Origin of the sequence: Phaeobacter sp. JH20_08, assembly GCF_048056635.1 — a bacterium.
Classification (GTDB): domain Bacteria; phylum Pseudomonadota; class Alphaproteobacteria; order Rhodobacterales; family Rhodobacteraceae; genus Phaeobacter; species Phaeobacter bryozoorum.
On record NZ_JAYMVV010000005.1, the window covers coordinates 1,005,397 to 1,030,329 of the forward strand.

At 61.7% G+C, this 24,933-nt stretch carries 21 protein-coding genes and 2 pseudogenes; 17 read left to right on the forward strand and 6 right to left on the reverse strand.

The window, feature by feature from the left end; genetic code table 11:
* The first annotated feature begins 2 nt into the window (after window positions 1-2).
* The 4 genes and pseudogenes from VWY75_RS06810 to VWY75_RS06825 all read left to right on the forward strand — a co-directional run.
* Window positions 3-2,300 carry a xanthine dehydrogenase family protein molybdopterin-binding subunit gene (locus VWY75_RS06810; RefSeq protein WP_416537345.1) on the forward strand — a complete coding sequence of 766 codons (2,298 nt, stop codon included), beginning with the start codon at window positions 3-5 and terminating at the stop codon, window positions 2,298-2,300.
* A complete protein-coding gene (locus VWY75_RS06815; protein ID WP_416537346.1) occupies window positions 2,278-3,477 on the forward strand; it encodes a DUF2235 domain-containing protein in 1,200 nt (399 codons plus the stop codon). The genes VWY75_RS06810 and VWY75_RS06815 overlap by 23 nt, the downstream gene beginning before the upstream one ends.
* Before the next feature lie 714 nt (window positions 3,478-4,191).
* On the forward strand, window positions 4,192-4,734 hold the full coding sequence (locus tag VWY75_RS06820) for a tyrosine-type recombinase/integrase (protein WP_416537379.1): 543 nt from the start codon (window positions 4,192-4,194) through the stop codon (window positions 4,732-4,734).
* Window positions 4,713-5,268: pseudogene (locus tag VWY75_RS06825) on the forward strand (transposase); the annotation flags it as partial. The gene VWY75_RS06820 and the pseudogene VWY75_RS06825, both read left to right, overlap by 22 nt.
* Window positions 5,269-5,676: 408 nt before the next feature.
* On the opposite strand, the gene VWY75_RS06830 reads toward VWY75_RS06825, so the two are convergent.
* Window positions 5,677-6,627: an alpha/beta hydrolase family protein gene (locus VWY75_RS06830; RefSeq protein ID WP_416537347.1), complete on the reverse strand. Its 951-nt coding sequence runs from the start codon at window positions 6,625-6,627 to the stop codon at window positions 5,677-5,679.
* A gap of 177 nt (window positions 6,628-6,804) precedes the next feature.
* Here VWY75_RS06830 and VWY75_RS06835 point away from each other — a divergent pair, with 177 nt between their 5' ends.
* The 10 genes and pseudogenes from VWY75_RS06835 to VWY75_RS06880 all read left to right on the forward strand — a co-directional run bounded on the left by VWY75_RS06835 (window position 6,805) and on the right by VWY75_RS06880 (window position 15,617).
* On the forward strand, window positions 6,805-7,842 hold the full coding sequence (locus VWY75_RS06835) for a helix-turn-helix domain-containing protein (RefSeq protein ID WP_416537348.1): 1,038 nt from the start codon (window positions 6,805-6,807) through the stop codon (window positions 7,840-7,842).
* A 637-nt stretch (window positions 7,843-8,479) separates the two neighbouring features.
* Window positions 8,480-8,872 (forward strand): hypothetical protein, encoded by a 393-nt coding sequence (locus VWY75_RS06840; protein WP_260108715.1) that lies wholly within the window; start codon window positions 8,480-8,482, stop codon window positions 8,870-8,872.
* A gap of 83 nt (window positions 8,873-8,955) precedes the next feature.
* On the forward strand, window positions 8,956-9,180 hold the full coding sequence (locus VWY75_RS06845; protein WP_260084249.1) for a hypothetical protein: 225 nt from the start codon (window positions 8,956-8,958) through the stop codon (window positions 9,178-9,180).
* Window positions 9,180-10,640 carry a TolC family protein gene (locus VWY75_RS06850; protein ID WP_416537349.1) on the forward strand — a complete coding sequence of 487 codons (1,461 nt, stop codon included), beginning with the start codon at window positions 9,180-9,182 and terminating at the stop codon, window positions 10,638-10,640. The genes VWY75_RS06845 and VWY75_RS06850 overlap by 1 nt, the downstream gene beginning before the upstream one ends.
* 14 nt (window positions 10,641-10,654) lie before the next feature.
* Window positions 10,655-12,013 carry a multicopper oxidase family protein gene (locus VWY75_RS06855; RefSeq protein ID WP_416537350.1) on the forward strand — a complete coding sequence of 453 codons (1,359 nt, stop codon included), beginning with the start codon at window positions 10,655-10,657 and terminating at the stop codon, window positions 12,011-12,013.
* 40 nt (window positions 12,014-12,053) lie between these two features.
* Window positions 12,054-12,752: a copper-binding protein gene (locus VWY75_RS06860; RefSeq protein ID WP_416536278.1), complete on the forward strand. Its 699-nt coding sequence runs from the start codon at window positions 12,054-12,056 to the stop codon at window positions 12,750-12,752.
* 53 nt (window positions 12,753-12,805) lie between these two features.
* A complete protein-coding gene (locus tag VWY75_RS06865) occupies window positions 12,806-14,008 on the forward strand; it encodes an ABC transporter ATP-binding protein (RefSeq protein ID WP_416537351.1) in 1,203 nt (400 codons plus the stop codon).
* Window positions 14,009-14,019: 11 nt separating this feature from the next.
* Entirely contained in the window at window positions 14,020-14,460 is a 441-nt protein-coding gene (locus VWY75_RS06870) for a c-type cytochrome (RefSeq protein WP_416537352.1), read from the forward strand.
* Window positions 14,461-14,526: 66 nt separating this feature from the next.
* Window positions 14,527-15,093: pseudogene (locus VWY75_RS06875) on the forward strand (IS5 family transposase); the annotation flags it as partial.
* Between the two features lie 110 nt (window positions 15,094-15,203).
* The gene (locus VWY75_RS06880; protein WP_416537353.1) at window positions 15,204-15,617 is read left to right on the forward strand and encodes a hypothetical protein; all 414 of its coding nucleotides are present in this window, start codon (window positions 15,204-15,206) and stop codon (window positions 15,615-15,617) included.
* A gap of 293 nt (window positions 15,618-15,910) precedes the next feature.
* On the opposite strand, the gene VWY75_RS06885 is transcribed toward VWY75_RS06880, so the two are convergent.
* On the reverse strand, window positions 15,911-16,468 hold the full coding sequence (locus tag VWY75_RS06885) for a hotdog fold thioesterase (protein WP_416536274.1): 558 nt from the start codon (window positions 16,466-16,468) through the stop codon (window positions 15,911-15,913).
* A gap of 99 nt (window positions 16,469-16,567) precedes the next feature.
* Window positions 16,568-17,437 (reverse strand): methylenetetrahydrofolate reductase [NAD(P)H], encoded by an 870-nt coding sequence (metF, locus tag VWY75_RS06890; protein ID WP_260087554.1) that lies wholly within the window; start codon window positions 17,435-17,437, stop codon window positions 16,568-16,570.
* A gap of 96 nt (window positions 17,438-17,533) precedes the next feature.
* Between metF and VWY75_RS06895 the strand changes: the two genes are divergently transcribed.
* The gene (locus VWY75_RS06895; protein WP_260087555.1) at window positions 17,534-18,439 is read left to right on the forward strand and encodes a LysR family transcriptional regulator; all 906 of its coding nucleotides are present in this window, start codon (window positions 17,534-17,536) and stop codon (window positions 18,437-18,439) included.
* Window positions 18,440-18,619: 180 nt separating this feature from the next.
* Window positions 18,620-19,405: an inositol monophosphatase family protein gene (locus tag VWY75_RS06900; RefSeq protein ID WP_340545240.1), complete on the forward strand. Its 786-nt coding sequence runs from the start codon at window positions 18,620-18,622 to the stop codon at window positions 19,403-19,405.
* Window positions 19,406-19,495: 90 nt separating this feature from the next.
* On the opposite strand, the gene VWY75_RS06905 is transcribed toward VWY75_RS06900, so the two are convergent.
* The 3 genes from VWY75_RS06905 to putA all read right to left on the reverse strand — a co-directional run bounded on the left by VWY75_RS06905 (window position 19,496) and on the right by putA (window position 24,280).
* Entirely contained in the window at window positions 19,496-19,909 is a 414-nt protein-coding gene (locus VWY75_RS06905; RefSeq protein ID WP_416537354.1) for a GFA family protein, read from the reverse strand.
* Window positions 19,910-19,949: 40 nt separating this feature from the next.
* Window positions 19,950-20,726 (reverse strand): rhomboid family intramembrane serine protease, encoded by a 777-nt coding sequence (locus VWY75_RS06910; RefSeq protein ID WP_416537355.1) that lies wholly within the window; start codon window positions 20,724-20,726, stop codon window positions 19,950-19,952.
* Window positions 20,727-20,803: 77 nt separating this feature from the next.
* The gene (gene putA, locus VWY75_RS06915) at window positions 20,804-24,280 is read right to left on the reverse strand and encodes a bifunctional proline dehydrogenase/L-glutamate gamma-semialdehyde dehydrogenase PutA (RefSeq protein WP_416537356.1); all 3,477 of its coding nucleotides are present in this window, start codon (window positions 24,278-24,280) and stop codon (window positions 20,804-20,806) included.
* 136 nt (window positions 24,281-24,416) lie between these two features.
* Here putA and VWY75_RS06920 point away from each other — a divergent pair, with 136 nt between their 5' ends.
* Window positions 24,417-24,890 carry an Lrp/AsnC family transcriptional regulator gene (locus VWY75_RS06920; protein WP_416536269.1) on the forward strand — a complete coding sequence of 158 codons (474 nt, stop codon included), beginning with the start codon at window positions 24,417-24,419 and terminating at the stop codon, window positions 24,888-24,890.
* Window positions 24,891-24,933: the final 43 nt, after the last annotated feature.

Consider the following 24,933-nt stretch of genomic DNA (forward strand, 5'->3'; position numbering starts at 1 on the left):
TGATGGATAAATTCGGCAAGAGCCAACCCGTGAGACGGGTCGAGGATGTGCGGTTTCTGACCGGGCAGGGGCGCTATCTGGAAGATATCGCGCCAGCCGGGGCGCTGCGGGCCTGGGTGCTGCGCAGCCCTGTCGCCCATGGCACCATCACCCATCTGGATCTCGACATGGCGCGCGAGGCCGACGGCGTCGCGGCGGTGCTGGCGTTGGCTGATCTTGAGGCAGCTGGACTGATCGTGGGCATGGACGGTGCCGTGGTGACCAACCGCGATGGCAGCAAGGCAGCTGCGCCCGAACGGCCAATGCTGGCGCGCGAGCGGGTTCGATTTGTCGGTGAGCCGATTGCGGTGGTGATTGCCGAGACGCTGGATCAGGCGCGCGACGCTGGTGAGATGATCGAGCTTGATATCGACGATCTGCCGGCGAAACTGGATCTGGTCGCAGGGGGCGAGCAGCTGCACCCGGAGGCGCCTGACAACCGGGCCTTTGACTGGGGCATGGGCGATGAGGCCGCGACGGACGCCGCATTCGCCGCTGCCGCCCACCGGGTGGCGCTACAGGTCGAAGACAACCGGATCATTGTCAACACGATGGAGCCGCGCGGCTGTTTTGCGCGCTGGGCCGATGGCCGGTTGCAGTTCACCTATGGCGGTCAGGGCGTCTGGGCGATGAAAAAGCAGCTCAGCGAGAAGCTGGGACTGGCGCCCGAGGCGGTGCATGTCACCACACCGGATGTCGGTGGCGGCTTTGGCATGAAGGCGATGCCGTATCCTGAGTATTTCGCGGTTGCCCATGCCGCGCGGTTGCTGGGTCGGCCGGTTCTGTGGATCTCGGACCGTACCGAGGCGATGCTGAGCGATAATGCCGGGCGCGATCTGACCTCTCTGGCGGAGCTGGCCTTTGATGCGGATCTGCGCATTACCGGCTACCGGGTCCACAGTCACTGCAACCTTGGCGCCTATAATTCACATTTCGGCCAGCCGGTGCAGACGCAGCTGTTCAGCCGGGTGCTGGCCGGGGTCTATGACATCCGCGCCACCTGGCTGCGGGTTGAGGGGATCTATACCAATACCGCTCAGGTCGATGCCTATCGCGGCGCCGGTCGGCCGGAGGCGATCTATGTGCTGGAGCGGGTGATGGATCACGCCGCCCACGCGCTCGGCGTCGACCCATGGGAGCTGCGGCGACGCAATTTTATCCGCGCCGACCAGTTTCCCTACCAGACCGCAACGGATGAGACCTATGACGTCGGCGATTTCCACCAGCTGCTGGCGCGCACCGAAGAGGCGGCAGATCTGGCGGGATTCGCTGGGCGCAAGGCCGCTGATGCGGAACGCGGAAATTTACGGGGCGTTGGGCTGTGTTACTATATCGAAAGTATTTTGGGCGATCCTTCTGAAAGCGCGGAGGTCGCCTTTGAAGCGGAGGGTCGGGTGAGCATCTATGTCGGAACGCAGAGCAACGGGCAGGGCCATGAAACGGTCTATGCGCAGTTTCTTGCGGATCAGACCGGAATCCCTGCCGCTGATATCACCGTGGTGCAGGGTGACAGCGACAGGATTGCCCAGGGCGGCGGCACCGGCGGATCACGTTCGGTGACCACCCAGGCCAATGCCACGCTTGCAGCCGTCGATGTGATGATCGCCGCCTTTACCCCCTTCCTTGAGGAGGAGCTGGGCGTCGCCCATGGCTCCGTCACCTTTGACGGGGAACGGTTCACTGCCCCGGGCAGCAACCAGCGGCCAAGCCTGGTGGAGGCCGCAGAGATGGCCCGTGCGCAAGGCCGCCACGAGTTGCTGCGTCACGCGGCACGGGCCAAACTGCCGGGGCGTTCGTTTCCAAACGGAGCCCATGTTGCCGAGATCGTGATCGACCCGGAAACCGGGCTGAGCCATGTCGATCGCTACACGGTGGTTGATGACTTTGGTAATCTCATTAACCCGTTGCTGGCTGAAGGTCAGGTTCATGGCGGGGTGGTGCAGGGGCTGGGGCAGGCGATTCTGGAGCGTGTCGTCTACGATGCCGACGGGCAGCTGCTCACAGCATCGTTTATGGACTATGCCTTGCCGCGTGCCGCCGATGTGCCGATGATTGAGGTAGGCTTTGCGCCGGTGCCATCGACCCAGAACCCGATGGGTATGAAAGGTTGCGGCGAGGCCGGAACCGTGGGGGCGCTGGCGGCGGTTGCCAATGCGGTGCAGGACGCGGTCCGGGAGCGCGGCGTTCAGCAGATAGAGATGCCGTTTACACCACTTAGACTATGGGAAGCATTGAGGAATGTCGCTGACGCAGCTGAGTAAGAGGATCCTGGGATGGCTTGGGCGGCCTTTGCGCTCCGAGCATTCCGCCGAGACCAAGCTGCGTGGGCCGCAGGCGCATGTGATCATCCTGGATGGCACCATGTCGACGCTGGAACCCGGACATGAGACCCATGCGGGCATGGTCTACCGGCTGTGCCGCGAGGTCGGCCCGCAGGTTTCGGTGTTCTATGAGGCCGGTGTGCAATGGCAGAGCTGGCGCAAGACGACGGATGTGATGATCGGGCGCGGCATCAACCGTCAGATCCGCCGAGCCTATGGCTATCTTGCCTCGCGCTATCGTCCTGGCGACCGGATCTACCTGATGGGCTATTCGCGGGGGGCCTATGCGGTGCGCTCCCTTGCGGGGGTTATTGACGAGGTGGGGCTGCTGAAGGCCGAACATGCCACGGTGCGCAATATCCGCACCGCCTACCGGCATTATCAATGCGGCGGGGCCTCGGCCAGCGGGATGCGTGATCATACCGCCACCAGCCTGCCGCCCATGGCCGAGACGGGCGAAGAGACGGCCCCTGAACCCGATGCGACCGGTCATGGGCAGGCGATGGCGCAGACCGGAGCCTGTGTCGCCTCCACCTTCAGCGAGCGGTATTGCCACCGAAATGTGGAGATCGAAATGGTGGGGGTCTGGGATACGGTGAAGGCGCTGGGTCTGCGCCTGCCGCTGCTATGGCGCTGGGCGGAGCGGCGACACGGATTTCACAACCATCAGCTGGGCCGACATGTGAAGAACGGCTTTCACGCGCTTGCGCTGGACGAAACCCGCCGGGTGTTTGAGCCGGTTCTCTGGGAATGCCCGGATGGTCACGACGGCAAGGTTGAGCAGGTCTGGTTTCGCGGCAGCCATGGCGATGTCGGCGGGCAGCTGGGCGGGTTCGAAGCGGCGCGGCCGCTGTCAAATGTCTCGCTGGTGTGGATGCTGGAACGGGCAGAAAACTGTGGCCTACCGCTGCCGCGCGACTGGCGGATGCGGTTTCCGGTTGATCCGACGGCGCCCTCCGTCGGGACCTGGCGCGGCTGGGGCAAGATTTTCCTGCTGCGCGGCAAGCGGCGGGTCGGGCTGGACAGCAGCGAGAGGCTGCACAGCAGCGTTGGCGCCAATGCCACCGACAAACGTCTGGCGCATTGGCAATCAGAGATGTCGAAGGCAGCCCGCTAGGCGCGCAGTAGGGCGCGCCATTGTCTGTGAGCGGCTGTGGGGGCCGGGATGGTGGATGCGCTGATGACGAGCACACAGCTGCGGGCAAAACCTGGCGGCTGCGGGAAGAACACTCATAGTCGTTGGTCCGAAAGGGGGCAGGCCTGAGGGCAGGTTGCGGCTGAAGTATTCGCCGCGCTGGAGGAGCTGTGAGGGCAGGGAGATGTATGTTCCTGGTTCATCATATCCTGCGGCAATTTTCTGTGACATATGGCGCGGCCGCGAAAGTCATAGAGATGCCGACAGTTACGCCTCTTTGACCAGATGCGGTGCGTTCTCCGCGTCCTCAAGAAAAGCGCGCCAGGCTCGATCGCCCAAACACCCAGGATTTCGGACCCAGTCCGGCCCTTCACCACGAGCGTGCAACGGTCCGGAGCGCGGGACGGGGACGAAGCCGCGACGGCGGCAGGGGCGCTCGGTGATACCGTTGCGGGATGATCTGACGACTGAGATTTTGGGAATGGGCGTGTCTGTCTGACGATTGGGGTCTCTCAATCAACAGACAGGAGTTCCCCATGGCGGACATGAAGTTGACACCGCTTCGAGAGCGGATGATCGAAGATATGCGGATCAAAGGGCGAAGGGAGAGTTCGCAGAAGGCGCACATCCGGGCCGTTCGATTTTCTTGGCCGATCGCCGGATACTGCAACGCCCGAAGACCTGCGCGCTTACCAGCTGCATATGGTGAACACGAATGTCACCCCGTCGACCAACAATGCGGGGCTTGTGGGTTTGCGGTTCTTTTTCGAGACGACGTGTAAACAGCCCGCGATGAAGGATTGCCTGCACTTTCGCACGGAACCGCGCAAGCTTCCGGTGGTGTTCAGCGCCGAAGAGGTGTTCGAGATACTCAGGGTCGCGCCCGGCCCTCGGCTTAAGTATCGAGCGGCGCTCAGTATTTCCTACGGTACAGGGGTGCGCGCGTCGGAAGTTTGCAATCTCAAGGTCACGGATATCGACAGCGATCGGATGTTGGTCCACGTCGAGAAGGGCAAAGGCGGTAAGGATCGCAAGGTGATGCTGTCGCCCGGATTGCTGGACCTTCTGCGTGACTCCTGGCGTGAGGCTCCACCGGATGGCTGGCTCTTTCCCGGAAAGCCCCGGGTCAACCCGCTCTCACCGCGGCAATTGTATCGCGGCTTCAGCGCAGCCAACTGCGCCTCATGTCGGCCATCGAGATCTGTCGCACGGAAGCGCTCGGCGCCCGTGTCGGCTTGACCAGCGTGCTGCACACCTGGGGCTCGGCGTCGTGCTGAAAGCACGCCTCCGGCGTGGCCCCATCATCCCCACATCCTCATGATCGTCCCGGGTGGCGGCCTGCCGCCGGACGGCACCCTGTGGGTTGCCTGCAAACCTGGGTTTGTTCTGCATGTGCGCATGCTGTCGCGGCTGTCCCGGCGGGTGTCTGTCGAAGGCCTGATGGCCCTGCACCGCGCAGGACAACTGAGGTTCTCTGGTGATCTCACCGTACTGGCATACCTGTCCCGCTAAACCCACGGCATCGCCATCTCCAACCACCGACTGGTCAGCGCTGATGCAAACACCGTGGCCTTCAAATGGAAAGACTACCGGATCAAAAGTGGGGATCGCATGAAGACAATGCCGCTCAATACGTATGAGTTCATCCGCCGCTTCCTGATGCACGTCCTGCCAAACCGGTTCCATCGCATGCGCCATTACAGCTTCCTCGCAGGTGCCGGTCGCAAAGAGGCTTTGCCCCAATGCAATCTATGCGTCGCAACGGGGGCCAAACCGACGCAGTAAGGCCGATAAACGAGACCAACCCCATGCCAAAGGCACCGGCGCGGAGCCTCCAAACTCAGAAAAACCCGCGAAACTCTAACCGATATTATGGACCGATGTCTGCGCTTTCCCGATAGCACGGCGCTTCCATCCCGTGGCTTCCACCGTGTCAGATTGGTTAACGCGGTCCACACCGCATGAAACGAGCCTAACCAGCTGATCCAAATGGAAAAATATTAGATAGAACGGGCTTTCGCTGCGGCTGCGCCAGGATCAGTTTTGATGATTTAGCGGCGTCAAAACCGGTCCTTTCCGCCGGTGTTAGAAACTGTTGAGTCTTGGCAAAGAGTGCTGCCTTCGGCGCTGTTAACTGGAAGCCGCACTCTTTTTTATTGATGGATCGAGCGAGAGCCTCTCTTAGAGCTCAAGACCAAACGTAATTGCGTCAATCAGCTGCAAGTGCGCAGTGGTGCGATCCGCGCCTTTCGGGTCCGTGCAGATCGGGTCGTCCTGCTCCTCTTCAAGCAACGCGGCGGCACCAGATTTGCAGGTGCCGAGGAACGTGAAGTGGTTTGCCGCTGCAATCTCAACGTATGTTGCATCGGGCAACCTGTTCGCGAGGTCATTTCCATCCGGTCCCACGTCAACAGCTCCGAGTCTGTCTGCATCACCCAGGTTGATGAGAGTAATCCCCGCCAAAGCGCCCTGGAGCGTCCCTGGATCAGCGGCACCGCCAAAGCCGGGGTCGACAATCACGGCCCGTGAGATGCGCGGGTCGCGTGCATCCGCTTCGAAACCGGGGTAGTCGGCAAACCGTACTCCGCCACGGCGGAAGAAAACGCAATCAGCAGCATCGGGACCAGTGCTGCAATTCGTATCTTGCGCAGCACCATCGAAGCGGACGCCGGCCATCCCGAGAGCGGTGGTCCCGCCCAAGGAGAATCCGACGACGCCAATCCGATCTGGATCGATGAATGGCGCAAAAGCAGGGTCAGCGAGGATCATGTCGAGCGCGGCCGTCAGGTCATTTGCGCGCGCGCCCAGATCAACCGATCGGCGAGGGGAACTATCGCCGCTTGTGGATCCCGGATGGTTCACCGCCAAAACAATCGCCCCGTTCGCGACAAGGCCGCTTGTCAGCCATCCCAGGCTATCGGAATTACCGCCTGATCCATGGGACAAAAGTACAAGCGGATGCTCTCCCTGTGCAATGGAGGGGCCAATGAACGCGAAGGTCGGGTCGAAGATCGGACCATCGCCGACAGGCGCGCGATATGTGGGGTTCGCTGCCGGATACCAAATCGAGGCGGCGATGGGGCTGGCGCGGTGGTCGGCTGTCAGATCGAACCGGTCGTAACCGGGCAGCATATCCGCCGCAACCGGAACCGCGATTGGCAATCCAAGCATGGTGAGAAGGGCAAGGCGTTTCATGGGAACCTCCGTTTTTGAACGCATGCCAATTGATGTGCGGACAACGGCAGTTTATCGCGTCCTATTTTCGGGATTCAGGTCGTCACAATCCGGATTTTGGACAATAGTCGTGGCATGCCCATGCTCCCGATCCCTGCTTTTGCAGCCATTGTCCTCGCCTATCTTGCCGCTCGCACCTTTATGTCAGAGGGCAGGCCGCTGCTTGTCGCCTTCCTTACCGCCTGCGCGGTTCAATCTCTTCTGGTCGCTCTGGTTCTGGGCTACGATATTGCGTGGCTCAGACCCATTTTGCCAGTCAGTGCCACGGTCATCCCGCCGCTCGCCTGGATCACATTGCAGGATGCCCTGATCAGCCGGATATCGCTGCGTCAAACCGTGCTGCACGGCGCGGCCCCGTCATTTACACTGTTCTGTCGTGTCTTCGCGCCCGAGACGACGGATATCGTCGTGCCGCTAGTCTTTACTGGCTATGGCTGCGCGATCCTATATCTGTTGCACAGCGCCACAGACATGCCCCTTGCCCGGCTGGACGCCGGGCGAGTCCCTAAGGTTCTTTGGCAGGTCCTGGGCTGTGCGTTGATTGCTTCCGCCCTCAGCGACGTTCTCATCGCGGTCGCCTTCATGACGGGCAACGAAAAATGGGCTGGATGGCTGATCACCTTCTCTTCGTCTCTGGTGCTTGTGCTTTTGGGGTTGCTCAGTGGCAGCCCCTCTGCAGCGGGTGTGGTTGGCGAAGACCCAGATGAGCCAGCTTCACGCCCCAGAGAAACGAGTAAAGAGGACATCGAAATCCTGGAAGTGCTTGAAACGTTTTTGAGGCGCGAGCCCATGCATCTTGATCCCAACCTGAGCTTGTCGCGGCTTTCGCGCCGCTTGCATCTGCCGCAGAAGCGCCTTTCGATGGCCGTCAACCGCGCGACCGGTGCCAATGTCTCTCGCTACATCAATAGCTGGCGCATTCGTCATGCCTGCAAGCTTATCGAGGATGGTGCAACCGTCACCGATGCGATGCTGGATAGCGGTTTCAACACCAAATCGAACTTCAATCGAGAATTTGTACGAGAGACCGGCGTTCCGCCGAGCCAATGGAAACGCGGAGTGCAACCATCTGCAAATGTGGCGCGGATTTTCGACGCGGGCAAAGGTGCTTGAACCGGTAAGCGTTTGAACATTATCCCCCTGCAAGCCGCCAGGCGCAAGAAACGGCCCTTTTGCCACGCACAGCCTGAAGCCCGAAGTCTCCGGAAAATCTGGCGCCACAACCCTGTGGCAAAACCTCGTTTGGTTTTAGCATGTTTTGGGCTGCCGACGGCCAACCTGTCATTCGTCGCCCCGCAGCATCCCTACACGTTGGGCTCAAACTGTTCGTCTGGAGCATCTTTCGCGAACGGCTGGTTTTGCGCTCCGCTGCCTCCGGTGCAACCCGCAGCATCCCATGAAGCAACTTGGCTCTGCCGAGCGTCCGCGTCCGGGGAAATGACCATGGAGTTTCGCACCAGCAGCATCCTTGGCGCGGCACCACATATCTACGACAGCTTTGGGCTGCGTCCTTCCCTTAGCTGAGTATCCATTGGGGTACTGGATTGTGACTTTATCGACTAATTCAGGGACCGAATCATTACCGTGAACTGCAGCGCCCTTCCTGCGCTGGAAGGTTTGTGGCTTTTTCCGAAGCTCGGGGATCCATCCCCTTGATTGACGGAAAAGACCTCTTAAAAGCGCTGATTTGTGCTCTCGACGCATGATTGCCGCCTTGACGCGGTCGGGTCCTTTCGGAAGAAATAACCGCATGGCGTTTATGGCACATATTCTTCGGCTGATCAGGGTGACTGCTACATGTGCAGTGATCATTGTGCTGGGTTTTTCGCTGCCATCCGCCGCGCATACTGTCGCGGGGCACCACGGCAATACGCTGACTGCGCAAAGTGCTAGCAACCACGGCGACGTTGCCGTGATCGCCGCGGCGCAAGACGTTTCCACGGCCGGGGCGCATGATCCCCAGGAGGCGTCGCAAAATGCTGCCGACACTGGAAACTGTTGCCTAGGCGCCTGTATGGCGGTTGGCGTGATCTCCCTGGAGTCGGCGGAAATCGCCCTCAAGCGCCCAGTGCGCTGGCGGCAAGCAGCTTCGCAGCTGCCGTCCCAGCAACTGAACTCCCTGCTGCGTCCTCCGAAAGCCTGAAACATCTGAACCGTTTTTAACGGCCGCTAATCACTCCTGCACATCCATGCAGGAGCCGCGAAGATATTTCTCAGGAAAAACACATGAAATCTCTCTTACTGGCCGGGGCGGGCGCCCTGCTGCTGGGGGCGTGCGCCAAGTCACCGGCGGCGCTGCCCGATACCGCAGACTTGCAACGTGCCGCCGCGCCCTCCGGCCCCTACCGGTCCCTGAATTACCAGTCCCCTTTCAGGGGATTTGAAAACCACACGCCCCGCGGCCCTGCGTCCTGGCGCGGTGTCAACGGGCAGCAGCAGGAGAACCACTGATGACAGTGAAAACTTGGCGCGTTCTTTTGGCGTCGCCCCTGGTGCTGGCCGCCTGTTCGGCGGCGGTGCCGGAGAAATACACCAGCCCGCAGGCCGGGTTTCAGGAGGTCGCCAGCCAAACCGCGGCCGCAATCGGCAAGCGCACGGCCTTTGCGCGGACACAGGCCCAGAACGAGGCGCTGGCGAAAGAAGTCCGGCAGTTGGTGCAGGGCAAGACAATCTCTGCCGATACCGCGGTGCAGGCGGCGCTTTTGAACAATAAAGGCCTGCAGGCGTCTTATGCCGCAGTCGGGCTGTCGGCGGCGGAGGCCTGGCAGCAGATGACGCCGGAGAACCCGGTGGTCTCGATCGGCCTGATGGGGATCGGCGCGCCGGAACTGGGCCTGTACCGGGCTCTGGAATCCACCATCGCCGTGAACCTGCTGGACGTGAAGACCCGCAAGCAGCGCATCGCCGTGGCTGAGACGCAGTTCCAGCAGGCGCAGCTGAACGCGGTGAACGACACGCTGGCATTGGCGGGGCAGACCCGGCTGGCCTGGATCAATGCCGTGGCAGCCTTTGAGCGGCTGAGCTATCTGCGCCAGGCTGGCGAGACAGCAGCGGCGGGGGCAGAGCTGGCCAGCCAGCTGGGCAGGACCGGCGCGCTGAACAAGGCGAGCCAAGCGCGGGAGTTCGCCTTTAACGCGGAGCTTGCAGGGCAGGTGGCCCGCGCCCGGCTGGAGGCAAAGCTTGCCAAGGAGGAGCTGACCCGGCTGATGGGGTTGTGGGGCAGCGATGCCAATTACTATGTGCCCGATGCGCTGCCGCCGCTGCCCAAATCGCTGAGCAAAGTGTCGGCAATCGAAAAGGCAGCGCTGCAGAACCGGGTAGACCTGCAGGTGGCCAAGCTGGGGCTGGAAGCGCAGGCCCGGGCTTTTGGCCTGACAGACCGGACCCGGCTGGTCACTGACCTGGAACTGATTGCCGGGGTGGAGTCCGAGCGCGAGTGGGAGGACGGGGTGACAGACACCGAAACCCTGCCGCAGCTGGAACTGGAGTTCGCCATCCCGGTTTTCGACACCGGCAAAGCGCGGATGCGTAAGGCGGAGCTGTCCTACATGCAGGCGGCCAATGCGCTGGCGGAACGGGCGGTCACTGTCCGCTCAGAAGCCCGCAGCGCAGAGCTGGCCTATCACTCCTCTTACGAGATTGCGCGCCACTACCGCGACGTGCTGGTGCCGCTGCGCCGGACAATCGAGGAGGAAGGGCTGCTCAGCTACAACGGCATGATCACCAGCACCTTCGAACTGCTGACAGACGTGCGCGAAAAGCTGGCGGGCTCGCTGGAAGCGGCCAACGCCAAGCGCGATTTCTGGCTGGCTCAGGCAAATGTCAGCGCCGCGATCTATGGCGGCGGTGCGGAATCAGCTCCGCAGGGCGGCAGCGCCGAGATCGCTGCCGGCGGCGGCGCAGGCCATTGAAAGGATCAAATGACATGATGAACAGACGTCAAATGCTTGGAGCCGGCGCGGCGGGGGCTGCGCTGGTGTCCAGCCAGGCTTGGGGCAAGACCGCGAACATGGGCCTGCCCGAGGCCGCCAGGATAGACAGCGCGGCAACCCAGCCGCCGCTGGCCCCAACCACCGGGCCGGACTACAACCCGGTGGTCACCCTGAACGGCTGGACGCTGCCGTTCCGGATGAACAACGGGGTGAAGGAATTCCACCTGGTGGCCGAGCCGGTCGAGCGCGAGCTGGCCGACGGCATGATCGCCCACCTGTGGGGTTACAACGGCCAGTCCACCGGCCCCACCATCGAGGCGGTGGAGGGCGACCGGGTGCGGATCTTCGTCACCAACAAGCTGCCGGAGCATACCACGGTACATTGGCACGGGCTGATCCTGCCTTCCGGTATGGACGGGGTTGCCGGCCTCAGCCATCCCGGCATCCCGCCCGGCAAGACCTTTGTGTATGAGTTCGACCTGATCAAATCCGGCACCTTCATGTACCACCCGCATGGCGATGAGATGGTGCAGATGGCGATGGGCATGATGGGGATGTTCATCGTGCATCCCAAGGACCCCTCCTTCATGCCCGTCGACCGTGATTTCCTGATCATGCTGAACGCCTTCGACATCGACCCCGGCTCTTATGTGCCGCGGGTGATGGAGATGACAGACTTCAACCTGTGGTGCTGGAACAGCCGGATCTTCCCGGACATCGACCCGCTGGTGGTCAATCAGGGCGACCGGGTGCGGGTCAGGACCGGCAACCTGACCATGACCAACCATCCGATCCACATGCACGGCTACGACTTTGAGGTCACTTGTACCGACGGCGGCTGGGTTCCGGAAAGCGCCCGCTGGCCGGAGGTGTCGATCGACATTCCCGTCGGCGCCATGCGTGCCTATGAGTTCGACGCGGTGCATCCGGGTGACTGGGCGATCCACTGCCACAAGTCCCACCACACGATGAACGCCATGGGCCACGACATTCCGACCTTCATCGGGGCCGACAAGCGCAAGCTGACCGGTCAGATCCGCAAGCTGCAGCCAGAATACATGCCGATGGGCACCTCAGGCATGGCGGATATGGGTGAGATGTCGATGCCGCTGCCCGACAACACCGTGCCGATGATGGCCGGTTGGGGGCCTTACGGGCCGCTGGAAATGGGCGGCATGTTCTCGGTCGTGAAGGTGCGCGAGGGCATCGGCGCAGACGACTACAGCGATCCCGGCTGGTACGAGAACCCGCCCGGCACCCAGGCCTATGAGTGGACCGGACAGCTCCCGGAGACTGCCCGCGTCGAAGACGCGCAGACGCGCATTACCCCCAAACCACCCGTCAAGGGCTGACCAGCCCTTGACCTTAACCAAACCTAATAAGGAAACAAACATGAACAAAGCTCTTTACACCGCCCTTCTTTGCCTACTTCCCGCAGCTCCGGTCTTTGCCGATGGAACACACGGCGGCGGCCATGATGGCGGCATGGAAGTTGGCAAGCCCGGCGACCTGTCCCGCACGGACCGCGAGGTCGCCGTCACCATGATGGAAACCGATGACGGGGAGATGCTGTTTGAGCCTTCCAGCTTTTCTTTTGTTAAGAATGAGACGGTGAAATTTGTGATTACCAACGCCGGTGAGCTGGAGCATGAGTTTGTGCTGGATACGGCAGAGCGTAATGTTCGGCACAAGGCGATGATGGCCGAAATGGAGATGGAACATGATGATCCGAACTCGGTGCGCCTAGATCCGGGTGCAAGCGGAGAGGTCATCTGGACCTTCTCCAATGCAGGCACATTTGAGTTCGCATGCCTGATCCCTGGTCATTATGAATCGGGCATGCACGGGCCGGTTGCCGTGCTGGCTGATAGCGCAGGTAGCTTCACCAAGGGCACGGTAAAAAAGCTCGATACCAAATCTGGCAAGGTTACCATCATCCATGAGGAACTGGTGAACCTGGAGATGCCCGCGATGACCATGGTGTTTCGGGTAGCGGATCAGGCGATGCTGGACCAGCTCGAGGTTGGCGATGCCATCGAGTTCGTTGCCGAGCGGATCCAGGGCAAGCTTACCGTGACGGCCCTGAACTAAGTTAGGCGGGAGGCGGGCCATCCCGCTTCCCGCGTTTTCCAGCAGAGAATTCGATGCCCAAATTTCACAGTCTAGCGCATGATGCAGCGGCGGCACTTGGCTTCAGCTATGACAGCAGCGCGCCGGCCTGGCTGCATCCGGTGATGCATCTGGTGCTGGTTCTCGCCCCGGCACTGCTGGCAGCAACCTTGGCGGTTCAGGCGGCCTTGCTGCTGCGCAGGCATCTTCGGACCGTCGTGTCACCTGATGAAGCGATACCGGGGCAAGCAGCCGGAATTCGGGCCAGTCTTCCGCGCCATATCCTGATCGCCACCGGACGGCAGCAGGCAGTCCTGGTTGTGCTGAGCCTGACCGCCATGCCCACCCTCTACCTGACACTTGAACTGCCCAAGCAGATCGTGAACCGTGTTTTTGAAAGCCAAGACGGGACGGTTGCGGTCCTGGGATATGACCTCCCGCAAATCTCGCTGCTGTTTGTGCTTTGCGGCGCCTATCTGGCGGTTATATCGCTCAACGGCCTCAATAAATACTGGCTGAACATCTGCAAGGGTCGGGTCGCCGAGAGCTTCGTGCGCCGGCTCCGCCTTGCAGTCTACCGCCAGTGGCGACGAAAGCACCCCGCGCAGCGCCACGCTGCCATCATGCCAGTACTTGGTCCCGAGGTTGAGCCTGTCGGCGGCTTTGCCTCCGAACTGCTGGCAGTCCCGCTGCTTCAAGGCGGAACCCTCGCGACAATCCTTCTGTTCATGTTCGTGCAGGATCCGATCCTCGCGGCTGCTGCGCTCACAGTGCTCCCTTTGCAACTGATCATCGTGCCGCGACTGCAGCGGCGGGTAAATGCGGTATCCCGCAAACGTATCCGCGAGATGCGCCTGCTTGGTGGCCATCTGGACTTGCAACTGCGGGAGTTGAGCTCCGGCGTTCTGCCGGTTGCGCAGAGCTTCCGCCAACTGCAGGATCTGCGACTGCAGATCCACCGGCTGAAATTCCTTGCCAAGGCCATCAACAACTTCCTGACAGCCTTGACCCCGTTCCTGTTCTATTCCCTGGGCGGCTATTTTGTTTTGCAGGAGCGCGTCTCGCTGGGTGCGCTTGTGGCGATGCTATCGGCACACAAGGAGTTTTCCTCACCGCTGAAGGATCTGTTCCGTTTCTACCAGCAAAGCGAGGATGTGCGGATCCGCTACCAGGAAATTCGCGCCTTCGCGGCGCTTTCCGGCGGGATACTGAGACCAGCGCCTGACTTCCAAAGATGAAAGAACTTCTCATGAACAAAATCACCACGATCATTGCTGCTGCGACCTTTTCAGCGGGAGCGACCTATTTCGTACTTCGCAGCGCTGGCGGAAACGAAGCGGCCCTGCAGGGTTCCGTTTTGGAATACGGTGCCCCCCTTACGGAGGTTCAGCTGCCGCACGACTTGAGCCAGACTGCAGCAATCGGCAAACGCGCCTTTGATGCGGTCTGCGCCGAGTGCCATGGTACGAATGCCGCCGGACGAAACGGGATTGGGCCGCCGCTGGTTCATAACATCTATGAACCATCTCACCATGGTGACGCTGCCTTCCTGCTCGCCGTCCGCAACGGAGTGCGGGCACACCACTGGGATATTGGCAGCATGCCGCCGCAGCAGGGGCTTACTGATGGCGACGTCAGTGGCATCATCCGCTATGTGCGGGAACTGCAGGAAGCAAATGGTATCCGCTAACTAGGGTCAGGCCCCATTGATTTCCGCTTGGCTGGATGGCTCTCGGTTCGAGAATGAGCGGTGAACATGTCTGATCTTTTCTGGCTGAGGGACGCGCAGGTGGCGCGCCGTGAGCCTTATTCTCCGAAGTCCCACGGCGAACCACGCGTTGATGACGGGCCGGTGCTGAGTGGGATTATCTTCATTAATCGCAGTGGCTTACGATGGCGCGATGCGCCTACAGCATATGGCCCGCAGAACACCCTCTACAACTGTTGGAAGCGGTGGAGCGACAAGGGCATTTTCGCTCGGATGATGGTCGGCTTGGCCGCCGAGGATGGCGAACAGAAGACCGTGATGATCCCCTCTCATTGATTGCTGCGTAATCAACTGCCGGGCAGTGGACGCGACGTATCTGAAGGCCCACCGGACAGCGACCAGCATGGGCGTCAAAAAGGGGGGCGTCGACGTCTGATTGGCCGGACCACGGGTGGCATGAACACCAAGCTGCATGCCATCCGCGATAGCCAGGGCCGACCGCTCAACCTGTTCGTCACGGCCGGTCAGGTCAGCGACTACATTGGCGCACGGGCATCGCTGAGCAGCCTGCCTGATGCCGACCGGCTGCTTGGGGACCGCGGATATGACGCTGATTGATTCAGAGATGTGTTGAAAGACTAAGGGATACGCGCATGTAAAAGGATGCTGCGCGCAGGGCGAAAGCCTGCTATGTGACTTGTTATTAGGGGGAAAATTGTGACTACATGACTGAGCTGAACACAATAGAAGAACATGACGCATTTCTTGTTCGGAAATTGCCTCTTTGGGTGAAGTTACGTTTTGTGCGCCACGAGGCTTGGGTGCTCAAGGTCGCAAGGAGAGTGCCTCTCCTGGCTATATTCGCCTTCGGAACGCTGTGGATTTGGTTCTTTTTACCCATGATCCCTGTTGGCATTCTGTCCGTCCTCCTGCTTGAGAAAACGGGTATTTTCGGAGCAATCGTCAACATGGTTCTGGGCATCGGAGTGTTGGTGCTCTTCGCCCCATGGTTCTTTCGTTGGTATTTTATCTGTGCAGGCTTGATGTGGGGGCGCACCAGGATGGCGCAATCTAAAGAGGATGAGGTTTCAGATCGCATTATGCGGCTCACAAGATCGAAAGCCGCACGAGAAACCTGATGATTGCTTTTCAGCCAAATGGTCGATGCAACTAAGGTTGCAAAGTTGTGGCAATCAATCAGGACTGCAAGCGCTCTTAACCTCCAAAACTATCGAACTGAAAAATAAATGATTCTTGCGGCACAAAACATCTTCGCGGCGGCAAAGATCAAACGCCCAACACGCTTTACAGACATTGCTTGATTTTCTATGCGTTGGCAATAAGAGCCCGGCGCGCTCCCTCTGGGAGCGATCTTTGGGGGAGTTTCCGAACTCCAAGCAGCGCCTGAACCGGAGGGGAAGCGCTTCGGCGCTTAGCCGGCGGTGATCTGCATCACGATGCAGGTGGTGGAGCCGGTGGCATAGAGGCGGCCATCCGCAAGCCCGCGCAACTCACCATGGGCGACACCGGTCGAGCGCCCGACATGGTCGGTCATCCCGATACATTCGATTTCAGTGCCGAGTGGGATGGAACGCAGGATATTTACCTTGAATTCCAGCGTGGTATAGGCTGCTCCCTTCGGCACGCGGGTCATCACTGCGCAGGCCATGGCGCTATCCAGCAGGGTGCCGTACCAGCCGCCGTGGACCGTGCCCATTGGATTGGTCACAGCAAATTCCGGGGTGCCGCGAAACACGACTTTGCCTGCCTCGACGCTGTGCAGGTGGTAGCCCAGTGTCTCGCCAATGGGCGGACCGGGCAGGCGACCTGCGAGAATGCCCTGCATGAAGTCCAGCCCGGACATGCCGGTGATGTCCTCGGGGCGCAGCAGGTCGTCCGGGCCGGTCGCGCGGCGCAGAGGGGAAGCGGCTGCGGCGGTGGTGGAGGACGTCTTGGCCGACGTTTCGGGCGAACTTATGGGTGAGGTCATGCAGAAATCCTGATCCGGTCGGCAAAGACGATGCCCCCGCCGACAGCGGCAGGGGCGACCAGATCAAAGGCTAGGAGGACAGCGGTGGCAGGACAAGCGCTACGCCACGTTCTCCAGCGAGACCGTTGGTGTGATGCCGAGCGCAAAGCAGACATCGCGGGTCAGCTCGGGCCGGTTCAGCGTGTAGAAATGCAGCTTGTCAACGCCGTTGTCCATCAGATCGGAGCAGAGCTCGGTGCACAGCGCCGTGGCAAGCAGGTCCTCGCGCCCATCGCGGATCGCCTTGTCAAACGCATCGTCGATCCAGGCCGGAATATTGGTGCCACAGCGTTTGGCAAAATTGCGCGCGCCCTTCCAGTTTTCGATGGGTAGGATACCGGGCGTGATGCGGCTGGTGTCGATCCCGGCCTTGGCGCAGTCATCGCGAAAGCGCAGGAATGTATCGGCTTCAAAGAAGAACTGGGTCAGCGCCTCATCGGCGCCAGCGTCCAGTTTGCGCTTCAGCCAGTCGACATCCGCACGCGCGCTAGTGGCCTCCGGGTGGCGGTCGGGATAGGCGCCGACGCGGATCGAGAACTGATCGCGCTCTGCCAGCGCCGAGATCAGCTCGACCGAATTGGCAAAACCCTCGGGGTGGGGTTCAAACCCGGCGGAGCCTTTTGGCGGATCGCCACGCAGGGCAACGATTTCGCGCACGCCGGCCTCGGCAAACTGGTCGGCAATCTCCATGGTCTCGGATTTGCTGGCGTTCACGCAGGTCAGATGCGCCGCCACATTGAGACCGGAGGATTTATGCAGCGTTGCCACCGCATCGCGGGTCAGGTCGCGGGTGGTGCCGCCGGCCCCATAGGTGACGGAGACAAAGCGGGGCGCCAGCGGCGCCAGTGTCTGAACCGTATCCCAGAGCCGGAAAGAGGCCTCCAGCGACTGCGGCGGGAAGAATTCAAAAGAGATGTCAGGGGTCGTCATTTTCAAAAGCGCTCCGCATGATTTCATCTCTTGTTGCATAGCGTCTATTGTGAAACAATTTCATAATACTCAAGAACAACATGAGCGACACGATAGATGCACATCGAATTTCGTCACCTGCGCACCATCAAGGCCATACATCAGGAAGGCGGGTTGGCGCGGGCGGCCGATCAGCTGAATATCACTCAGAGCGCGCTGAGCCATCAGATCAAGGGGCTGGAGGATCAGGCGGGGGTCGAACTGTTCCTGCGCCGCTCCAAGCCGATGAAACTGTCGGCGGCGGGGCTGCGGCTGCTGCGGCTGGCGGATCAGGTGCTGCCACAGGTGGAGGCGATGCAGGCGGAATTCTCGGCCCTGCGTGACGGAAACACCGGGCGGATGTATATCGCCATCGAATGCCACGCCTGTTTTGAATGGCTGTTCCCCGTGCTGGAGGGACTGCGCAAGAACTGGGCCGATGTCGATGTCGATATTCGCCCCGGCCTTGCCTTTGACGCGCTGCCTGCATTGCAAAAGGAGGAGGTCGATCTGGTGGTGTCCTCCGATCCAGAGGTGCTGCCGGGAATCGAATTTATCGAGTTGTTTGACTATAAACCGGTTTTTGTTGCCTCGGCGCTGCATCCGCTGGCTGAGAAACCCTATGTCGAGGCCGAGGATTTTCGCGGCGAGACCCTGATCACCTATCCGGTGGACAAGGCACGGCTGGATATCTTCAGCCAGCTGCTGACGCCTGCGGGCGTGGAACCTGCCGGCATCCGGCAGGTGGAGCTGACGGCGGTGATCCTGCTCTTGGTGGCGTCGAACCGGGGTGTTTCGGTGCTGCCGGACTGGGTGGTGCGGGAGGTCAAATATTCCTCCGACTATGTGACCCGGCCGCTGACTTCCAAAGGGATCACCCGCAGGCTTTATGCGGCGATCCGCAGTGAAGATCGTGAAAAACCCTATATGCAGGAGCTGATCCGACTGGCCAAGGTGGAGGCGCGCAGGCTGCAACAGCAGTAGTGCGCGAACACTGGCGGTGGCGCAGGGGGCAGAGCAGGGCATACCCATGCGCCAGAGGCATAGCTCTCATGTGTCGTACTGGTGCGTTCAGGCCCCTATTGGGCCTTGGCAAGCGGCAATCAGGCGCGTATAGGCACGGTTTGACCGACATCTCCCCCTTTTCGCTCAGGAGTCTTTCGCATGATTGGCAGCGCAAACCTCAACATCATGATCAAAGCTGCCCGCAAGGCGGGGCGGTCGCTGGTCAAGGATTTTCGCGAAGTTGAAAACCTTCAGGTGTCGAGAAAGGGGGCAGGCGATTTTGTCTCCAAGGCCGATATCGCTGCCGAGAAGATCCTGAAAGAAGAGCTGATGGGCGCCCGCCCCACTTACGGCTGGCTGGCCGAAGAGGGTGGCGAAGAAGAAGGCGCAGATCCGACCCGCCGCTGGATCGTTGACCCGCTGGATGGCACCACCAACTTCCTGCACGGTCTGCCGCATTGGGCGATTTCCATCGCGCTGGAGCATAAGGGCAAGGTTGTCGCCGGTGTTGTGTATGATGCCGCCAAGGACGAGATGTTCTTTGCCGAAAAAGGTGCTGGCGCCTGGATGAATGACACCCGGATCCGGGTCTCGGGCCGTCATCGCATGATCGAGTCGATCTTTGCGACGGGGCTGCCGTTTGCCGGTCGTTCCGACCTGCCTGCGACCCTGCAGGATCTGGCGCGTCTGATGCCTGCCTGCGCCGGTGTGCGTCGCTGGGGCGCGGCTGCGCTGGATCTGGCCTATGTGGCGGCGGGCCGCTACGAGGGCTACTGGGAGCGCCGCCTGAATGCCTGGGATCTGGCTGCGGGTGTGATCATCGTGCAGGAGGCAGGCGGCCTTATCGAAGCGGTGAACCCCGAGGATGATATCCTTACCTCCGGCGATGTGCTCTGCGCCAATGAGTCGATTTACGACAGCTTTGCCAAAGTGATCCGGGGCTGATGCCGCCCCGGTTTTTTCGCTGGATTTGACGTATTGAAACGCGGCCCCTCGGGTCGCGTTTTTGTTTTGCGGCTGATCCGCGGCGTCTGCCTAGCGGTCAGAGGGGTGATTCACCCCGTCGTGCCAAGGAATGTCACCACAGGTTTCGGCGTGGGTGCGCGGGTTGCCACCGTCGATACAGCCCAGATTGATCCCGCATTCTGCCGGATCGGAACGGCGCTGGTGATAGACGTAGATGCCGCATGTCTTGCAGAAATAGTGTTTCGCCGTATGGCTGCCCCAAGTGTAGAGGCTGAGATTTTCGGCGCCTTTGAGAATGGTCAGGCTGGCGGTGCGCGCGGTCACTGCCGCGGCCCCGCGACGGATGCAGAAGGAGCAATTGCAACGGCTGGCTGAGGCGAGCCCGTCAGGCAGCTCGGCTCTGATTACAACTGCGCCGCAATGACAGCTTGCCTGCCAGGGCTGGGCGCCGTCCTGCGGCGTGGCGGAGGTGGATGCGGACATCTGCTGCGGCCCTTTGTTTGAGATTGCGATATCTGGACGGCTACTTGCCCCAGGGGGTGTTGCGCCGGTTGGGGGCGGATGGCCTGCGCTGCACGCGTGGGATGCGGCTGTCGGTATAGCTGACCTCGGGATGAGGTGGATGGCCGTGGGTCTTGCCCCAGTACACCGGCCCGCCGCGCCTGAGCCAGAGCGGTAGTGTCAATACCAGCCCGACGCCGAAACCGCCGGCATGCGCCCAATGGGCGACGCCGCCTGCCTGAGGGTCAGAGCCAATCCCGCCGAGGAACTGCATGCCCAGCCAGACGCCCAGCATGACGAAGGCAGGGATCGAGAAGACGCGGAAATAGATGATCAGGATCAACAGGATATCGACGCGCGCCCGTGGGAACAGCAGCAGGTAGCCGCCCATGACACCGGCAATGGCGCCGGAGGCTCCGACCAGCGGCACCAGCGAGTCCGGGGCACTTGCGACATGGACCAGCCCGGCGCCGATACCGGAAACAAGGTAGAAGGCGAGAAAGGTGAAATGCCCCATCTCGTCCTCCATATTGTCGCCAAAGATCCATAAAAACAGCATGTTGCCGCCTAGGTGCATCCAGCTGCCATGCAGAAAGGTCGAGGTGAGCAGGGTTTTCCAGTCATAGCCTGCCATGATCTCCGCCGGCAGCAACGCATAGGCGTTGTAGAGCGCGGTCAGGCGGCGCGGGCTGTCATAGCCAAAGTAGGTCAGCGCAAAGATCGCGATATTCGCAACCATGAGCGCATAGGTCACATAGGGCGTGCGCCCGGAGGGGTTGTGGTCACGGATTGGAAACATGGGGGAACGCTGGGCCGGATATGGCCCAGCGTCAAGAGTTTAGCCGGATATTGTGCGCATTGGCCTGACGCTCGCGGTCAGGACATGCCGCCAAGCAGGGCTGCGTTGCCGCCTGCGGCGGTGGTGTCGACGCAGACATGCCGTTCGGCCTGTACCCGTGCCACATCCGGCAGGCCGGGGATCAGCGGCAGGATTGGCCCGTTGCGTCGCGCCAGCCCAGTCTCAATCTCGCGCGCGGTTGCCTCATCACCCCACCAGATCACCCCGGAGATTCCCTCTGCGGTCAGAAGCAGGGGCATATCGCAGGGGCCGGTCGCTTCGATCGCGGTGCCGCCGAGCGCGTGAACGGCGCGGGCCTGGGCCGCCACGGCCTGTGGTCCCGGTCCCAGGCAGAGCAGCGGTGGGCGGGCCTGCTGAGACAGGCGGTTCGATTCGCCGGTCGGGCCGGGCAGGCTGGTGGTGGTCTGCTGCATTGGCTGACCTGTTGGCGCGGGCAGGGACACCATCGCTGCGGTATCGGCGGGCCAGCTGTCGGTGCTCTGCTGACGGTCAGGCGCACAGAAACGCGTCATGTAGAAGGGGCCGCCGGCCTTGGGACCGGTGCCGGACAGGCCTTCGCCTCCAAAGGGCTGGCTGCCGACGATGGCACCGATCTGGTTGCGGTTCACATAGAGGTTGCCTGCGTGAATACGGTCGCAGACATATTGCACCCGGTCGTCGATCCGCGTGTGCAGGCCAAAGGTCAGCCCATAGCCGGTGGCGTTGATATCGTTGATGATCCGGTCGAGATCCTGCGATCTGAATCGGGCGACATGCAGGACCGGGCCAAAGATCTCCTGTTCCAGCGCGCTGATGCCGGAGACTTCGATCAGGGTTGGTGCCACGAAGGTGCCGCCCTGCGGTGCGGTCAGTTCCTTCAGCACCCGGCCCTCGGCGCGGGCGGTGTCGATATGGGCGAGAATACCGGCGCGGGCGGCCTCGTCGATCACCGGTCCGCTGTCGGTTGCCAGGTGCCAGGGATCGCCAAGCCGCAGGGCATCCATCGCGCCTTTGAGCATTTTCAACACGTTATCGGCGATATCTTCCTGGAGGTAGAGGCAACGCAGGGCCGAGCAGCGCTGACCTGCCGACTGAAAGGCGCTTTCGATGACGGCCTGAACGGCCTGTTCCGGCAGCGCGGTGCTGTCCACGATCATCGCGTTGAGACCACCGGTCTCGGCAATCAGCGGCGCGCCGGGACGCAGGTGCTCGGCCATGGCAGCGCGGATTTTCAGTGCGGTTGCAGTGGAGCCGGTGAAAGCGACGCCGCCGACGCGCGGATCTGAGGTCAGCGCGCCGCCAACAGCGCCGCCGCCGGGCAGCAGCTGCAACGCTTCTTTCGGGACGCCTGCCTCATGCAGCAGCGCGATGGCGCGATGGGCGATCAGCGGGGTCTGCTCGGCCGGTTTCGCGAGCACTGCATTGCCGGTTGCCAGGGCGGCTGCAATCTGGCCGGAGAAAATCGCCAGCGGGAAGTTCCAGGGCGAGATGCAGGTGAACACGCCGACCGGCGGCTCTGCTGGAATGCGGGCGGCGTAGTAGCGCAGGAAATCCACCGCTTCGCGCAGCTCGGCCACACAGTCGGGCAGCGTCTTGCCCGCTTCGCGCGTCAGCAGCGCAAACAGTTCGCCATAATTGGCCTCGTAGAGGTCGGCGGCCCGGTTCAGCACTTCGGCGCGGATGTCGGCGCTGGCTTGCCACGGGGCTGCGGCGCCGAGGGCCGCCTCGATTTCGGCCTGACCGGCGCTGTGCACCTGGCCTACCGTGGTGAGATCAGCCGGGTTGCGTACTGCGTCTTCGGTGGTGCTGGGGCTCGCGGGCGCCTTGGCCAGCAGGGGCCCTGCGGTCCAGCTGTGGCTCTTCCAAGGCGCGCGGGCGGCGTCGATCGCCGCAAGGGTGGGGGCGTGGCCCAGATCGAACCCGGTGGAGTTCGGCCGCTCCGGCTGGAACAGCTCCGGTCCGCTGCGCAGGTTCGCAGTCAGATCCTCGACCTGATCGAAGGGATCGGCGGCGACCACTTCGGGAGGCACGTTTTCATCAACGATCTGGTTCACAAAGGAGCTGTTGGCGCCATTCTCCAGCAGACGGCGGACCAGATAGGCCAGCAGGTCGCGATGGGCGCCAACCGGCGCATAGATCCGGCAGTGGGTGCGGTTCTGTTCCAGCACCATCTGATGCAGGGTCTCGCCCATGCCATGCAGGCGCTGAAACTCATAGGCGCCTTTGTCGGTGTCCTTGGCCATATGCAGAATGGCTGCGACGGTATGGGCGTTATGGGTGGCAAACTGCGGGTAGATCCGGTCGGTCATCGACAACAGTTTGCGGGCGTTGGCGATGTAGGACACATCGGTCAGCGATTTATGGGTGTAGACGGGGAACCCATCGACGCCCTCGACCTGGGCGCGCTTTACCTCGGTGTCCCAATAGGCGCCTTTGACAAGGCGGACCATCAGGCGGCGGTCATAGCGGTTGGCCATATCATAGAGGGCATCCAGCGCCACTCCGGTGCGCGGTCCATAGGCCTGGACCACCACACCAAACCCATCCCAGCCAGCAAGCGCGGGATCGGAGATCACGTCTTCGATCACCTCAAGCGACAGGGAAAGGCGGTCGGCCTCTTCGGCATCAACGTTGAGCCCCATGCCGGCGGCCTTGGCCAGCAGCGCCAGCGCCTGCAGGCGCGGCACCAGTTCCTCCTTGACGCGGGTTTCCTGCGCCAGTTCGTAGCGCGGATGCAGCGCCGAGAGTTTGACCGAGATACCGGGGTTCTGGCGGATATCCTCGCTGTCGCAGGCGGCGGCGATGGCCGAAATCGCGCGGGAATAGGCCAGGTGATAGCGGGCGGCATCCGCTTCGGTGCGGGCGGCCTCTCCCAGCATGTCGTAGGAATAGGTGTAGCCTTTGGCTTCCATCCCGGCGGCGCGTTTCATGGCTCCTTCAATGGTCTCGCCCAGCACGAACTGGCGACCCATTTCCTTCATCGCGCGGCTGACGGCGGTGCGGATCACCGGTTCGCCCAGACGTTTGATGGCGCCGCGCAGCGCCGAGACCGGGCTGCGTTTTTCGTCAAGCACCTTGCCGGTCAGCATGAGGGCCCAGGTCGACGCATTGACCAAAGAGGAGGTGGATTTGCCCAGATGCTTGCCCCATTCCGACGGCGCGATCTTATCCTCGATCAGCGCGTCGATGGTGTCGGCGTCGGGCACCCGCAAGAGCGCCTCGGCCAGGCACATCAGGGCAACGCCCTCGTCGGTGGAAAGACCGTATTCGGCGAGAAATACTTCCATCAGGCCGGGCGAGGAATGGCCCCGGATGTCGCGCACCAGGGCGGCGGCATTGGCGCAGATGGTGCGACGGTCCGCAGCGCTGAGATCGGCCAGCGCAAACAGCCGGTCGCGCATCTGAGCCTGATCAACATAGGTGCCCGCGTCGATGCGGTAGCGCAGCGCCTCCGCGTGGTCCGCAGTCTGTGCGGAGGACAGGGGGGGCGTGGGCCGGGATTGGGTCGCTGTCATTTTAGGGAACTCTCCGAAGGAACCACAGATCGTGCCGTGGTTGGTCTATCCGCATATGATATCGCGAAATTGCCGGGACAATCGCCCTATGTTGTGCAATTAATAGGCATAACGCCCAAAAAAGGATCTCAGGACAATGCAAATAGACTTTCCGGGCATGGATCGGTTCGATCAGGCGATTCTGGAGGCGCTTGGAGAGGATGGCCGCATGTCCATCGCGGATCTGGCGCGGCGGATCGGCCTGTCCAAAACGCCGACACAGGCGCGGCTGCGGCGGTTGGAGACCGAGGGCTTCATTACAGGCTATCGGGCGCTGATCGATCCGATCCGGCTGGGCCTGGATCACGTCGCCTTTGTCGAGGTGAAGCTGACCGATACCCGAGAGGAGGCGCTGGCGAAATTCAATGCGGCGCTGGCGCGGGTGCCCGAGATCGAACAGGCCCATCTGATGGCCTCGCATTTCGACTATCTGCTAAAGGTGCGGACGCGGTCGATGTCGGCTTATCGTGCGGTGCTGGGCGAGAAGATTTCGGCGCTGCCGCATGTCGCGTCGACCTCCACCTATGTAGCCATGCAGGCAGTAATCGAGGATAGCGCGCTGCTGCCGTGACCCCCCAGTCGTGACGTCCACGCGAAATCGTGACTTGTCCGGC